Origin of the sequence: Chryseobacterium polytrichastri (assembly GCF_900142445.1) — a bacterium.
In the GTDB taxonomy this organism is placed as follows: domain Bacteria; phylum Bacteroidota; class Bacteroidia; order Flavobacteriales; family Weeksellaceae; genus Chryseobacterium; species Chryseobacterium polytrichastri.
This window is the reverse complement of record NZ_FRAV01000011.1, coordinates 71,691-88,181: the sequence shown is the minus strand read 5'-3', so window position 1 is coordinate 88,181 and position 16,491 is coordinate 71,691. Positions and strand designations below refer to the sequence as shown.

Genomic DNA, 16,491 nt, shown 5'->3' with positions numbered 1-16,491 from the left:
TATATACAGAGATTACCAATTATTTCCGGACATGATCAATACCTGACTTTCAGTTCCGTATTTTATTTCATTCAGGAAAATTTCCTTTCCTTGCTCCAATGGAATTAAAGAAATACCTCGGCGTTCATATTCTGTTTCCAGTGTTGATGAAACCATTCCGGCACCTTTCCAAGGACCCCAGTTGATGGAAATTACTTTTCCTTTTAATTTTTTATTTAAAGCGTTTGCATAATCATCCAATACAGAGTTAGCAGCAGCATAATCGGTCTGACCTTTGTTCCCGTAAACTGAAGCAATGCTTGAGAATAGCACCACAAACTGGCAATCTGTACGAAGTTTTTCTGCCAATACACGAAGTGGTTTTACTTTAGTATCAAATACACGTCCGAAAGAACTTGTTGTTTTTTGTTTGAATAATTTATCTTCCAAAAGACCAGCCCCATGAATTACCCCGTCTAAACGGTTGTATTTTTCATAAATCGAATTGATTAATTCAGATAATCCGTCTTCATCACAAAGGTCTAATGATTGGTAAACAATTGTATTTCCCATTTGTTCCATATCGCGGATGGTACGCAGGATCTGATTGTTTTTGAATACTTTTATCGTTTCTTTTTCGATTTCAGAAGGTGAAGTGAATTGTCCGGATTTGATAAGATAGGCTCTTATTTCTTCCTTGGTTTTCATTACTTCTAAATCTTTATTTATTGCTTGATTTCTAGGGTCTTCTGATCTTCCCACCAAAATATAAGTACACGGATAAGCCTGTGACATATGTTTTGCAAGTTCTGAAGTAATTCCCTGTGCGCCTCCAAGAACTAAAACAACTGAATCTTTATCTAATTGAATGTGTGCTTCGCTCAATCCTGTTGCCAAAGGCGATGGGATGATGTTTATTTTATGTCTTTGGTCATTTTTGTAAATGACTTCAGAGGGTTTATCGGTTGTTAATATTTCTTTTAAAATGATATCAGCAATTTGATCTACCTGTTGAGGAGAGTTTAAGCTGATTAATCTGCAATTCGTGTTTTCAAACTCTCTTGCTAAGCTTTTGAAAAACCCCGGATAACCTTTGTAATGACGTAAAAGAGTAGTGTCTGTAAGCTCCTGAACGTGTGCCGGAATATCTGAAATCAAATAAATCCATTGAGCTTTATCAAGGTCTAATCTTTTAATTAAATCAACATGATCAATAATATTCTGCTTTACGGCTGATGAGAATAAATCAAGAATAATTAATCCGTCGAAATTCGTGAGATCTTTATCTATATCCACCAACTCAGCGATTGCTCCATGTTTTTCAAGGGCATTTTTGATAGCCAAATTTTGGTTGCTGTTGTCTTGAGTGATCGCAAAACGTTTTCCTTGCAGGATTTCGTTATTTTCGATTAAAGAAACATCAGTTGGCGTTAAATCAAATCGAAGACGGGATAGTAAATTCTGAATAGGTTCTGGAGTGTTATTTCCGCTCATTTCATTGATCCAAGAAGCTAATCCGCTCAATGTTTTGATGGCAGCTAATTTTTCCATTAAATCATCTGCTTGTTCTAGATCTTGACCGAAACCGATTTTAGTTTTAAGCTCACCAATGATTTCCATACGTTTGATGGAATCGATGCTTAAATCTGCTTCCAAATCAAGGTCTAAACCTAGCATTTCTTTCGGATATCCTGTTTTTTCGCTTACAATATCCAGAATGGCTGTCTGAAGCTCTTCAAGAGAAAATGCAGATTTATTTTGAGCTGTTGAAGCTGTTGTTTCTACAGGTGTAACATTTTCTGAAGTTTTTGATGCTCCGGAATATTCTGTTAGCCAAGAAACCAAACCATTTAAGGTTTTTATCGAAGCCAATTGCTCCATGATGGTATCTTCATTTGCGCTATTTGAGGAGAAAGAACCTAGTTCAGCTTTTAGTGTACCAATGATTTCAACTCGTTTAATTGAATCAATACTTAAATCAGCCTCCAAGTCCATTTCCATGCCTAACATTTCGTGAGGATAGCCTGTTTTATCACTTACAACCTGAAGCAATAATGTTTTGATATCCTTTGTCGGAGCTTGTTTTACAGGAATAATAACCGTTTTTTCAACACCGTCATTTAAAGGAGTAGAGATGATTGGTGCATGGCCGTTTGAATGAGCCGGAATTTGTGAAACATAAACAGGAGCAGGGCTTACTTGAGGATTTTGTCCCAAGAACGTAAGCATCACATCACGTTGCGCCTGTATCATGAGTTGCATGCTGTTTAAATATTCCTGCAACATACGTTCGGTATTAGATTGAGTTTCAATCACAGGAGCTTGATTATTCGTAAAGTTGTTCATTTGAATTGGAGTTATGATTGGTAATGCACCATTGGCAGGCAATGATCCGTTTGTTGGATGTGCAGCTTGTCCGTTTACGCGCCAGATGGCAGGGCTTTTCTTGTATAATTCAGGTTGATCAATTTGAATTACCTGAACATTACGACCTTCGAAAAGTTTAGCAATATTAAAATGGCGACCCGTTCCTAAATATTGAGCCAGCATAGAAAGCAGATAAGTCAATTTATTCCCATTACTGTCTTCTACAGAAAGCGTTAGGTGTTCTTTATCTAAACAAGATTTGGTTAATCCTGCCAATACTTTTCCTGGGCCAACTTCGATAAAGATTCTTGCGCCGTCTTCGTACATCGCTTGAAGTTCTTCTACAAATCGTACAGGCTGTACCAAGTGGTTCGTGAGTCTTTCTTTTATTTCTGAAACTGCCGTCGGATAAGTTGTGGCTGTTGTATTCGACCAAACCGGAATCTGCATTTCTTCGAAAGAAACATCTTGTAAAACGGTTTCGTATAAACCTTTAGATTTAGCTAATAAAGGACTGTGGAAGGCACATGCAACTTCCAGTTTTTTAGCAGAAATACGTTCCTGTTTAAGGATTTCCATTAATTTGTTGATGGCTTCTGTACTTCCTGCAACCACACATTGCGTTGGTGCATTGTAATTGACAGGATAACAACCTTCAACGGTATCTAAAATAGGCTGTAGATTTTCTCGGGTTGAGCTTACTGCGATCATTGTTCCTGGATCACCTCCTTCTACTGAGTCTAAAATGGATTGCGCTCTTTTGATACTTAAATCAACCAATTTTTCTTCTTCGAAAACCCCAGCAAAACATAAAGCAGGCAATTCTCCATAACTGTGACCCGCCAACATATCCGGAACGATCCCAATAGATTGTAGAAGTTTAGCTAAAGCAAGATCAACAATTCCTAAAAGAGGTTGTGCTAATCGGGTATCTTTAATGGTTTCTTTTTGCTGTTTTAATGTTGCTTCGTTAAAAGTAGTGGAAGGGAAAACTACTTTTTCCAATTCGGGATATGAATTGATTAGTTTTCGCATTTCAGGGAAAGCAACAAACAGGTCACGAACCATATTGATTCTTTGACTGCCTTGTCCAGGGAATAAAAACGCTACTTTACCGTCTCTCTTATTGACAGTGAAAGTGTCTTTGCTTTCAATTCCGGAAAGTGCCAATTCGATGTTCATCATCAAATGTTCAGTGGTGTCCGCAACAATGCTTAACTGAACTTGTTTTTCTGAACTAACGGCTAAACTGTAAGCAATGTTCTTTAATGAAATAGTATCGTTTACTTCGAGTAAAGATTTAATTTGATTTAATTGAATTTTAGCCTCATCATACGTATCTCCACGGAATACAAATAATTCCGAAGGCCAAGATTGCAATACCGCAGAATCATCTTGTTTAGGATGATTGGCAATGACAGCATGGAAATTAGTTCCCCCAAATCCAAAAGCACTGATGCCTGCATAACGGTTTTTCTCGCTCCATAATCCACTTTCTGCATAAAAAGCAAATGGACTGGTTTGAGCGTTGTAATACGCGTTAGGATGCTGTAAATGAAGGGTAGGAGGTTTTACTCCGTGATAAACTGCTAACGAAGCTTTAATTAATCCTGCCAATCCTGCGGCACATTTTGTATGTCCGATTTGTGTTTTTACAGAACCTAAATGAGTTTGTCCCGGCAATGCCCCTGAACGACTGAATAAATTCGTCAATGCACTTAATTCAGTTTTATCTCCAACCACAGTTCCTGTTCCGTGGGCTTCGACCAATCCAACGGATGCTGGACTAATGCCTGCTTGGGCGTATGCACGCTCCAATGCTCTTACCTGACCGATTTTTCTCGGAGCAGTAAGACCTAAAGCCTTACCATCACTAGATCCTCCAACTCCTTTGATCACAGAGTAAATACGGTCGCCATCACGAACAGCGTCTTCATATCTTTTTAACACTAAAATAGCAACACCTTCACCAAGGGCAATTCCGTCTGCGTCACTGTCGAAGGTTGCACATCTTCCTTTTCTGGAAAGGGCATGAGTGCTGGAGAACATGAGGTAATCATTGATTCCGTTATGTAAATCTGCTCCGCCCGCAAGAACCATGTCAGATTTATTTAAGATCAATTCCTGACATGCCAATTCAAGAGCTGCCAGAGAAGAAGCGCACGCTGCATCTACAGTATAATTTCTTCCGCCAAGATCCAAACGGTTAGTAATTCTTCCTGCGATAACATTCGCTAAAATACCAGGGAATGAATCTTCTGTAGTATGCGGAAATGCTTCTTTAACTTCTTGATGAAGTTCTCCGAAAACTTGTTTATAAAATCCTCTGAAACTGTAACTGTTGGCAAGGTCATTTCCACCTTCAGCACCAATAATTACAGAAATATTTTCTCTGTTTGTATGTTTGTCACCATAGCCCGCATTTTCCATCGCACGTTTGGCAACCAATAAGGTTAGCAATTGCGTAGGTTCAATGGCAGCAAGAGACTGTGGTGGAATTCCAAATTCTAAAGGATCGAAATCAATTTTAGGAATAAATCCGCCCCATTTTGAGTGAGAGACATCTGACTCGTTGGAGTCTGGGTGATAATACAGTTCTTTATTCCATCTTTCGTCCGGAACTTCTGTTACACTGTCTTTTCCTAAAATAATATTACGCCAATATTCTTCTAAATTTTTTGCATCAGGGAAAATACATTCCATACCGACAATCGCAATATCCAATGCTTTTTCGCTGGATGTTGGTTCTTCGGGTAATGCTGCATTTTGAATATATTGATGATTATCTATACTCACATTCTGATGAAGTTCATCTAAGGTGATGACTTTTTCATGCATGGTAGCAACCTGTCCGATCATGTACATGCCTAAATCCAGTTGTTCTTCTTTGGGAATGGTAACCAATTGATCGCCTTGGCGTTCTACACCTTTTGCGGCAATTCTTAAACGACCTACGTTTAATTTTTCGAGCTTTTCCCAGATTTCTTTTTTATCTGTTCCTGCAGCTGTAAGCTTGGCTTTTTCATTATTAAAATGTTGAGCAAATGCAGTGTCTAAACATCTGGTTTCGTGTCCCGGAGCGGTTTCTAATAAAACCGTTTCTTCTGCCTGTAAAGCCTGTACTTGGAATTCTTCCTGAATGGCACCACAAGTAACTGCCTCTTGGGTATAGAGATAAGCAGTTCCTATTAATACGCCAACTTTTACACCTCTTGCCGCTAATGGAGCAGCCATGATGGAAACGAAAGCGGTTGAAAAATCATTGTGAATTCCTCCTGCAAAAAATACGCTGATGTTTTCAGGATGTTCTTCTTTTAAGATACGTTCGATTTGTTTTTCCCAAAGAACTGTACTTGAAAGTGGGCCCACGTGACCGCCACATTCACGTCCTTCGAAGATAAAGTTGGTAGCACCTTCTTTCAAGAAAATATCTAATAAAGCGGGAGAGGGAACATGTAAAAATGTTTTTATTCCTGCTTTTTCAAATACTTTTGCTTGGGCTGGTCTTCCTCCGGCAATCAATACAACGGGAGGTTTAGCTTCTAATATATATGAAGTTTGTTCTTCTCTTAATTCCTGAGGGGCAAATCCTAAAATTCCCACACCCCATGTTTTTTCGCCAGCTAATTTTTTAGTATCCATTACCAAAGCTTTCGCCTGTTGACCTTTTAATAAAGATAAAGCAACAAAAGGTAAAGCACCTGCTTCTGCTACGGCGTTGGCGAATGCCGGAACATCGCTTACACGGGTCATTGGCCCTTGGGCTATAGGATATTTTAAACCTAATTCTTTAGCTAAAATATTATCCTGATTGATAACCTGAAGAACTTTTGCCTGCTTCAAATGACCATACATGGCTTCTTTGAATCCAAAAACCATTTTCTTTAGATTTTTGAAGTCTTCATACAGGTCTGTTGCCAATGAAATGTCTTGACCCATTGGGATATAACTCTTAGTGATGTCAAGATCTGTAAAGTGTTTTCTAAGATCTTCAGCGGTTATATTTTCGGGTAACGCAGGAGAGTTGGGTCTCACCAATACACGATGATTGGCTATGATTTTAGTTTCAGTTCCATTAAGTTTTGAACAGAGATCTTTGATGTCTTTTGGAACAGAACTTTCCGGGAATAAAGCAAGTTGACTGTCCAAAACAATACCAGTTGCTCCCAACGCTTTTACCGCTGCTGCAGTATGAAGTCCGATTCCTCCTTGTACCCAAACAGGGATGGTTTTGATTTCTTTAATAATGCGCTGAAATAAGATAAAAGTTGATTCGTAGCCGATAAGCCCGCCTGTTTCATTTCCTTTTATAATGATTCCTTTTGCGCCCGATTGTTCGGCTTCTCTTGCTTGATCTAAGCTGGTTACCTGATAAATAAGGGACACCTCTGGGTTGGAATTGAACGTAGTTCCAAATGGAAGTATTGCAAATTTTACTTTTTCAGGAATTTGAAGTGATGTAAGTTGATCATTAGGATAGCAAATACCATACGACGGTATATCCATCTTGGCTAGTTCATTCAGCGCTGCCTGTGCAGTCGTTAGCTCATGTCCTAAACTTAGGATGGGAAATGCACCAGCCTGATGCAATGTAAGCATAAGGTTGACGTCCGGTTTTTCAAATGGAGTTAATCCAATAATAGTCAAGTTTTTCATTGTGTTGATATATTGAAGTAGTAGGGAAGTTTTTCATAACAAGATTTTATACTTTTCAGCATAAAAAATGATTGTTGTTATGATAAAGTAAAGTAGTTAGTTATTATTATATTTTTAATTATTATGTTAATTTAACACGGAGTTTTTAATATGAATAATATTGATATTATTGCTAACCAAGAGGTTGTTGAGTTTAAGATTGTTGCCCAGCTTTTTTAAAGCTATTTGTTTGAAATTTTTCATTGCTTCGATGTTTATTGACATTAATGAGATATTCTAAAACATAACACTTATATTTTTAATATAGTGGCATGTGTTTATTTATGATGGAATAAAATTGTTTAATTGTTGTTTTATTTTTAAATATAAAGACAGTTTAGTGTTAATTATCAAATGATAACAATTGAATTGTCTAAATACTGTTAAAATCAGTTATTTATATTTTTATTCTCAAAAAAAAGCGGGTACAATCGGTATAATTATCTAAAAATAATCGATTATTTTTAGATAATATTAAACAAATATATAAATAAAAAAAATAAGTATTTCTATAACAAGAGATTTATTTTTTAATATTACAAAAAGATAATATATATGTTACTAAGAGGGTGAAACACATGGAAATTATTCTTGTGTGATTTGATTTTGTATGGTGGAAATGTGTATTTTTTAATTTTAAGTTTAAAATTTTAATGAATTATTGTGGTGTATATTGTGTTATCTTTTGATTACATTTTGATGAATAAAATGAATCGGAAATACAGATTTTAGCTTCATGATTATCATGCTGATGATTGGAACTTCATTGATTTTTAAGAATAAAGAAATAATTCTTCCCGAATTGATGGTGCTTCACAATAGTGTGGTTAATATATTTTCATATACTTATTTTCCTCTTCAAGTGTTGATAGTATCAATAATAATTCTTGGGATTGTATATGTTTTTAGAGATAATCAGTTGCGATACAGATTGTCCTATATCATGAAGAAAAATTATTAAAAGACCTTCTCAAAAATCATTAATATAAATCGTTTTATTATATACAAAAAGGGCACTCCATGGAGTGCCCTTTTTTGTTTTACTTAAAATGAAATCTTTTAAAGAGAAGTGGTAGAGATGTATAGTGCTTTTTTGCCATTCTCATCTTTCACATCTATCTTAGTAATCATTTCATTAAAAACCTTAGTAGAAGTGTCACTAAATTCATATCCTTCTATAAATACCGAGGTATCTTTAGGTATTTGGTATTGTTCGTTAAGTACTTCAAGTGAAACAAGATCCGGAGTTCCTGCATTTTTCTTTAGCTTGATTTCAATTAATCCTTTATCAGCCAGAAAATCGAACTTTTTTAAATTTTTAGGAAGGTTTGCTTTAGTTTTAAAAACATGAACACTTTCTATTTGATTTTTGTAATGATCAAACATTTTAACATTTCCCACCACGTCATTGTAAATCGCAAATTTCATATTGGAATTTTTCTGTCCAAATAATGTTGCAGAAGCAATGAGTAATACGAAATACATTATTTTTTTCATCATAGATGGAGATGTTTGATTTTTTATGAATGTACTTTGTTGTGCTTGACGAGAGTCAAATTCAGTTAAAATGATTTTATTATTCATAGGGATACATTTTGTTGTTATAATGAAAGCTTATTCTCTATTTTTTACAAGAATCCAACCTGTGTATTTTATTGGAGTCTGTTGTTTGTTGGGTTCATTCCAGTTGATGTGATACCAATAGGTTCCGGTTTGTATTTTCTTATCGAAATGTTTACCATCCCATCTGTAGTTGTTGAACTTATCGCCTGTGAATATTTTATTGCCATATCGGTCATAGATTACAAAGGTTAGATTAAGTTTGTAAGACAGTTCGCTGTAATCAATATAATCATTTTTGTTATCTCCGTTTGGAGTAATTGCATTGATTAGATTAGGTACAGTAACCTCAACTGAAATAGGCGTACAGTTGTAAGAATCTTTTACATAGAATGTATGCTGACCTCTTGAAAGATCTGTAAATACATTAGAATCCTGCCAATTGGTAATTCCATCTACTGAATATTTGTAAGGTGGAGTTCCTCCGTTTACGTGTACGGTTGCTGTTGTTGTAGAGATCTCTATTTGGGTAATCACAGGATCTACTGTTTTCTTAACTCTCACAACCTGGGTAACAAAACATCCATTTTTTCCAAGAACAACGGTATATTCTCCAACACCGACTCCTTGAATTCCTGATGTTGTTGCTCCTGTACTCCAAAGGTAAGAATCGTATCCAGCACCTGCTTCCAGATTTGTTTTAGCATCAATACAGATATATTTATCTACAAGAATTGGTGATTTTTTAATAGGTTTTGCAACTAATTCAATTTTTGCATTGGCCGTACACCCTTCATTGCTGGTTATCTTTACATATACAAATCCTCCTGCAGAACCATAGTTGGTAATATCTATAATTTGATTGGTATTTGCGTTCAGATCTGCTAGGGTAGGGTAATATCTTTTAGTTACCTGAGTAAAATCAATAACGTTTGCTGTAGTTAAATCAAAAAATGCTTTGTCATCATATTGGCAAGCTTCCAGTCTTGCATCTTTTACAATGAATGGAACAACGGTTAAGGTTAATGTTACGATTTCACAATCTACAAATTCACCACCATTTCCACAGAATTTATAAACGATCACGTCCGTCCCTATATATCCTGTGACAGGGGTGTAGGTGATTGTACCTGTTGCCGGATTTACGACTGCTGTTCCATGAGTGGGTTGTGTAATAATGGTTACCGTACTTGGAACCGGAGCTTGTGGTGAGCTTGTAAATGCTGGAGTGATTATTTTTGTAGCACAGGCATTTAGACTAGCCGTTGTATTTTTAACACAAGAATAGACTTTATAGATAGGCGTTGTTATCGGCGCACAAGTTCCCATACCTACTATCACGGTGTAATTTCCACCTACTAAAGGCGCATAGGTATTTGAGGTAGCACCAGGGATGGCAACACCGTTTAGATACCATTGATAACTGTCATAACCGTCATCTACTTCCAGTATGATTCCTGGAGCACATTCTCCTGATTTTTTTGAGATCACAGGAACTGAAGAGAATCCTGCAAAATATCCTCCATATCCGGCAGAACTATATCCGCCGTTTACCCCTGCTGTAACAGCTTTAGTAGATTGAATGGTGAGATTATCACTCACTCCGGATATTGCATATGTTACCCAGTTGGTATTACCTAACAATGGGTATGGACCTTCTGCAGCCGTTGGAGGATTATTATTCACTAAAACGGTAGCCCCTGCTTCCGTGATGATATTCAGTTTTAATAAGAAATTATTGGTAGGTTGACCTGATGTAGTAGCTGTTAAAGGCATTTCTGAGATCTTACCGATTTGCTCAATTTTTCGGGGTAAAAAACAGTTCAATGGTGGAATGTAATTATAACCGCCATTGTTTTTGGCATTTGCCTGATTACCTGAGACAAGTTGATATAAATATACATTTTTAGTGGCCCTTACATAAATATTATAATGACCTGCTGTTCCCTGCAGTGTATAACCTGAATCCAGAATTCTGTAGAATTCTCCTTCATTAAGTGTTGCAACAGCTGTTGGGTTGTCATTTAGAAATATTTCGGTATTGTTCTCTGTAGCGATGATGATACCTCCTTCCATATTATCTCCGGTATTTAAAGAAGCAAGCGTTCTGATCATCGCAAACTCTTTTCCTAAACGATCGATTGGAACAGATTGATCAAGAATTAAATCTGAACCATCTGTGCCTGTAGTATTGGTTGCATAATATCCATTTGAATTACCATTGGTAACCGAAACCGGTTTGTCAGCAATAATTTTGGCACCAATAAATCCGGTAGCGTTTGCAGAAACATTTGCTTCTCCCACCAAGAGATAGGATTGGCCTTTATTTAACGTGAAAGTAATAGGTGCTGTGACCGTTGTAGGTTGGTTAATAAATACCACACCAGGATTAAATCCGGAAACAGTAACTACCGTGTTATCTTCTGTAGTCATAATTCCTGTGGTGAAATTATAGCTTGTTGCTGTTGTATTTGTAATGGGTGCAGATGCTGCATAAAAAGTTTTACCAATTCCTGATTTTCCTTTGGATGTAAGGATTTCACCGTGAGAACCAACATACATTCTCATGGTTAAAAAATACGGTTTTGCACCTTTTGTGTAAATACCTTTATTAAGAACAGTAAATGCGTCTGCATCGTCTATTACCTTTATTACATTGCCGGGCAGAGCCGGGTTAGCAGGTGTAATTGTTGCCGGAATATGAAATACTTTTGGATCATTCAGGGCAATAGTCACACTTCCAATTTCAATGTTATTGCTATATATTTTTACTTCAAAAGGAGCAACAGAATCTGTTGAAAAATATAATGCTTGATTATATCCGCTACTTGAGCTGTCAAAATACGGAGCAATCCAATGATCTGTATCTCTTTGTGCAAAGAGGGAACAGAATGTCGTAAAAACTAATACAAAACTTAGTAGAAACTTTTTCATAATGATGGAATTAGAATTTAATGTAACTAAAGCTGTGTATATATTAACACAGCTTTAGTAAATCTTATGGGTTATTTATTCTTTAATAAATTTCTTTTGTACAGATCCTTGAATATCTTCTATTTCTATAATGTATACACCTTTAATAAGGTTGCTTACATTAATAGTATTATTCAAGATGACGCCATTTGATACCAATCTTCCTACAGCAGTATAGATTTTATAATTCGCTTTTCTGCTGATGTTTTTCACATACAATGTTGTGCTTACAGGGTTAGGGTAGATCAGGATATCTGTTTGGTTTACCGAATTGGCTACTTTTTCTTTAGAAATTCTAACGGTATAATCTTCTACTTCGCCATTTGGGAAACTAACACAGTTTACCGGAATTTCATCTTTACCCATGGCGACTCTCATTACAACATAATGATAATCTGTAAGGCTTATAAATGCATCATTTGGCACAGTGAATGTAGTGGTTGATGTTGGATTGGTGTTAGGTCCGTCAGCCATGATTCTTTCATCAATATCGAAATATCCATTTCTGTTGAAATCAATCCACACAGCTACTCCTGCTTTGGCGCCAGAGTTTAGGTTTTTATCTATGATGATTTTATTTCCGGTTGATCCTTGAATTAATTCAATGAATTTTAAGGAGTTTCCTGTAAAATCTGAATAATTTGAGGCTACAGATTCATTAATCATTTCCGGTTTACCATTAGGTTTTGCGGTAACTTTTGAGATGTACTCTGTTGCAGAATTAGCTGATGTCATCTGGCAGTAAACTACAGTAGGAGTTGTGAAATAATAAAGAGCAGTAAAATTTGGCGGATTTCCACTACAAACATTGGCAACCTGCATTTCATACTTCGTTAATTCCAATAGTCCCGTCAGGGTATACGTGTTGGTATTTACTGAAATATCGGTCCAACTCGGAATTCCCACTTTTCTATATCTTAGAACATAAGTTGCTCCCGGGAATGCATCCCAAACTACTTCTGCAGTTGTTGGCGTAAGATTATGAATGGTAAGTCCCGGAGGAGGTAGTTCGCAAATTCTTATTGTTGTAAATGTTTTAGGGTTTGACCATTGATTTGGATTTGTTTCCCCTACACATATATTAGCCACTTTTACTTCATATGTTTTAAATGAATCTAAATTCTGAATAGTATAAGAGTTTGCTGGTGGTTGAGGAACAGTTGGGGTATTCCAAGGGATAGTGCCTACTTCTCTCCAACTTAAAATATAGGTTGCATTAGGAACAATTGGGTTCCAGGTAACAACCGCAGAAGTGGAAGTAATATTGCTTATTGTAACATTGGGAGGTGTAGGATCGCATCTCGTTGTGAATGTTTTAATCGCGGTATACGTACCAGGTGTATTTCCGCAAACTGCTGCAATTCTCACTTCATACGTAGTAGCCGGTAGTAAACCATTGATTGTTAATGGAGGGTTTCCTGCGAGAACAGACGGATTTAATGTAATCCAACCTGAAGCGGGAATAGTAATAGCTCTGTATTCTAAGATAAATGCATTATTGTTAGTCGCAACAGTCCAGTTGACTGCCACAGAATTATGTGTAATCGCGTTGAATGCAGGAGCTCCTGGTGTTGTGTTGTTACAAGGTCTCAATTTTACGGCATAATCTTCAACTTCACCATTAGCGGGATCCACACAGATTACGGGAGCGCTTCCACGTTTAAGAGCAACTCTCATTGTTGTCGTTAATGGTCCTGTGTAAATGCCGGTTGTTGGCACATCAAAGGCTGCTGTTACGGGAGTTGTTGTACTTGAGGCTGAAGTCATAATTCTTTCGGCATCTGTAAACACTCCGTTTCTATCCCAGTCAATCCATGCATATACTGCATCTGCAGATGTGGTGCCTGTCCAACCTTTTGAAACAGATAATTGATTTCCTATAGAACCAATTTCTAAATTGATTAATGTTGCAGGAGTAACATAGTTCATATAATTGGTCTGAACAGAGGTGTTATCCATAATGGGGAAATTAATGGGGGTGACTTTCACATTAGAAATGTGATCGTTGGTTCCTGTACCACTCATGTTACAATACGTCAACGGAAGTGTTGTAAAGTTTATATTGGGTGAAAATGTTCCTTGTGTACCACCGCAAATTGTTGCTACCTGAACCTGATATGCAGTCTGCTCAAGAAGTCCGGGAATGGTATGAAAGCTCTGTCCTGCCGGAAGCGTTAAGCCAGCAGCTGTAGGAAGCCAGGCCCCTGTAGTGCCCTGTCTCCATCTGATTACATACGTTGCATTGGCAGTAGGCAGCCAAGAAACATACGCTGTATTGTGCGTAATATTATTTACCGCCATATTCGTTGGAGGTGCTGTAGTACATGGTTGAAGATCTATAAATTTTACATAATAATCTTCAACTTCGCCATTACTTGTTAGCGCTGAGCAAGCATCAGTGGGTGTTAAAGCATACACAATAACACGCATTTTTATTTTACTTGTTCCTGTGTAAGCATTGGCAGGAACTCCAAAGTTAGCAGTAAGCGGTGTTGTGCTGGAGTATCCTAAATTCATGATTCTTTCACCACCTGGCGTTGTAGACGGGATGTTATTAAAAATTCCATCTCCGTTAAAATCAATCCATGCATTGGTTGTATAAGTTCCTGAGCTGATTGATCTTCCTACAGATAATACATTATTGGTTGAATTTCGCAATAAGGTAATGGTCTTGGTAGGATCTAAAGAATAATCAGTATAAGTAGTTGGCCCTGAATTGTTACTTGTTAAAGGTACATTCGAACCAATCATTGTAATATTACTGATGTAACCATTGGTAACGGTTGCTGTACCAGAATTGCAATAGGTTAATGCAGGAGTTGTAAAAGTAGTAACAGGTGAAAACGCTCCCTGCGTTCCACAGACTGTAGCAACTTGCACCTCGTATTGAGTGGATTCTAGAAGAGCAGGAAGGGTAACATTGTTCGTGAAAGGAGTTGTAACATTAATAGTCTGCCATACTCCAGAAGGTAATGATCTATACATTACAACATAGGTCGCATTTGCGGTAGGCGTCCAAGAAACTGTTGCTGATGTTGTGGTAATATTATTAACTGCAATATTAGCAGGAGGTACGTTGGTGCAGGGTGATAAAACCGTACCCACTAACTGAATCCTTGGAAGTGTAGCATATCTGCTGATAGCGGTAGGAGGATTTGCAGGATCAGGATTGGTTGTTGCGTTGTAATAAATCATCCCTCGGTTGGTTCCCGCAGTATAGCTTCCCCAGTTTGCAGTACACGATGTTCCTGTAGAGTTTTCATCAACACCAATTACCAGATTGCTTGTACCGTTCCATAGGAAAGGTGTGGTTAGTGGAATTGTTACCCATGTTCCCGCGGTCATTACCGGTAGTGTACCAGAATACACTTGTGTTAAAGATGCAGAAGGAACCCAATTACTCGTTGTTGGAAAATCAGTTTGGGTTGTATTCCCCATATAAACATTCCATTGATTATAATTGGCCTGAGCAGTTCCGATGGTAGAGACGAAAAATTTAACAGATGTTATATAATTATTGTTTCCCACAGCTCCTGCAACTTCTGATGTCAAATAAATCTGTTGCGAGTAATTAAATGCCGAGCAAGAATAAACAGGCAAAAATGCATTTGTAGCAGTACCACCTCCAATTTGTCCAGGGGTAAAAGGAGCACCTACTACCCATGGCGATTTGTCGGTAGCTGAGCAAACCGATCTCACCCACCAATAATAGGTTGTTCCCGGAATAAGTGGAGTTAAGTTTACGCTGGTTCCCGGATTTGCCGTACCTACAGTGGATGCAATTGGGGGAATATTTATTGTGTTATAATAATATTCATATCCATTCGCAGGAGCGGGTGCTGGCGAAGCAGGTGCCGCCCAATTAATGGTTCCTGATGTAGGAATGATATTACTTACAGGTAAAGTTGTTGGTTCAAAACAAGTAGGAGCCTGTATTACTTGTACCTCATCTATTAATATATCATCGTAAAAATCACCTCCTGCTGCTACATCTTTATCAACGGTGAATTTTAATTGGATTGTAGTTCCTACGTAGCTTGCTGCTAACGGAATGCCTACCGTTCTCCATTCGGGGTTATTGGTGTTGCTTGCCCAAATTTGAACCCATCCGGTACCATTATTTACTTCAAGTTTTAGCTGATTGGGCTCGGCAAGAGGTACAGTTCCGTTAAGTGCTGTTAAATGATCTTTGAACCATTCAAATTTTACATAAGGATTCGTTAATCCTGTTAAATTAATTTGTGGACTGAGTAATTCAACAGTATGTTCGTTGTCAAGAGGGGTAGACGCATCTACCCATGCAAAGGTTCCCGCAGGTTTTCCTCCATTTCCGGTGGCTCCATATCCTGCTGCTCCCGTAAATTTCCATTTTACATTAGCGTTGGTGGAAGTGGTCGTTGGATTCTGATTTACCCAGCATGTTGGAAGAGCTCCGGTGCTAAACGATTGTAAAAAGGGGACCGGAACAGGGTTGCATGTTTGTCCTGAGAGAATCGAAGTAAAAGACAGTAAAAAACTGATAATTAGTAAATTTTTTCTCATATGATAATTGGTTAAGTATGTTTTGATGAATATATTATGGAACTTTTGGTGTAATTCCATGTGATGATTTTTTCTAATACGATTAAAGATGATTTTTACATAGGATAGAGATTTATATTGTTAATAGTTAAGTTGTTTTTTAATTTATCAAACAGTCGTGAAATAAAAATTATGCGTAATTATCCCAAATTTGGTGTGAGTCATAATTTAATTTTCAATTGGATTTTGAACTGATTTAGTTTTTAAATTAAATCTTGAATAAAAATTTGTTTTTTAATACTGGATACAATAGTACTAAGGTAGTTTCTTAATTTTAGTATCATTCTTTTGTTTCTCATTGTTTATACTTCATATTAGGTTTGTTTTTAGGTCGTT

The 16,491-nt window shown here is 37.1% G+C and carries 4 protein-coding genes; all 4 read right to left on the bottom strand.

Annotation, left to right across the window (positions count from 1 at the left end):
- Positions 1-12 precede the first annotated feature (12 nt).
- Positions 13-7,002, bottom strand: coding sequence for a type I polyketide synthase (locus BUB80_RS08965; protein WP_073292593.1), 6,990 nt, complete (start codon positions 7,000-7,002; stop codon positions 13-15).
- Positions 7,003-8,100: 1,098 nt separating this feature from the next.
- Complete coding sequence (locus tag BUB80_RS08960; protein WP_228433743.1) at positions 8,101-8,625, bottom strand: hypothetical protein; 525 nt, start codon at positions 8,623-8,625, stop codon at positions 8,101-8,103.
- Positions 8,626-8,655: 30 nt separating this feature from the next.
- Positions 8,656-11,535: a T9SS type B sorting domain-containing protein gene (locus BUB80_RS08955; RefSeq protein ID WP_073292592.1), complete on the bottom strand. Its 2,880-nt coding sequence runs from the start codon at positions 11,533-11,535 to the stop codon at positions 8,656-8,658.
- Positions 11,536-11,610: 75 nt separating this feature from the next.
- Positions 11,611-16,116, bottom strand: coding sequence for a fibronectin type III domain-containing protein (locus tag BUB80_RS08950; RefSeq protein WP_175549582.1), 4,506 nt, complete (start codon positions 16,114-16,116; stop codon positions 11,611-11,613).
- Positions 16,117-16,491: the final 375 nt, after the last annotated feature.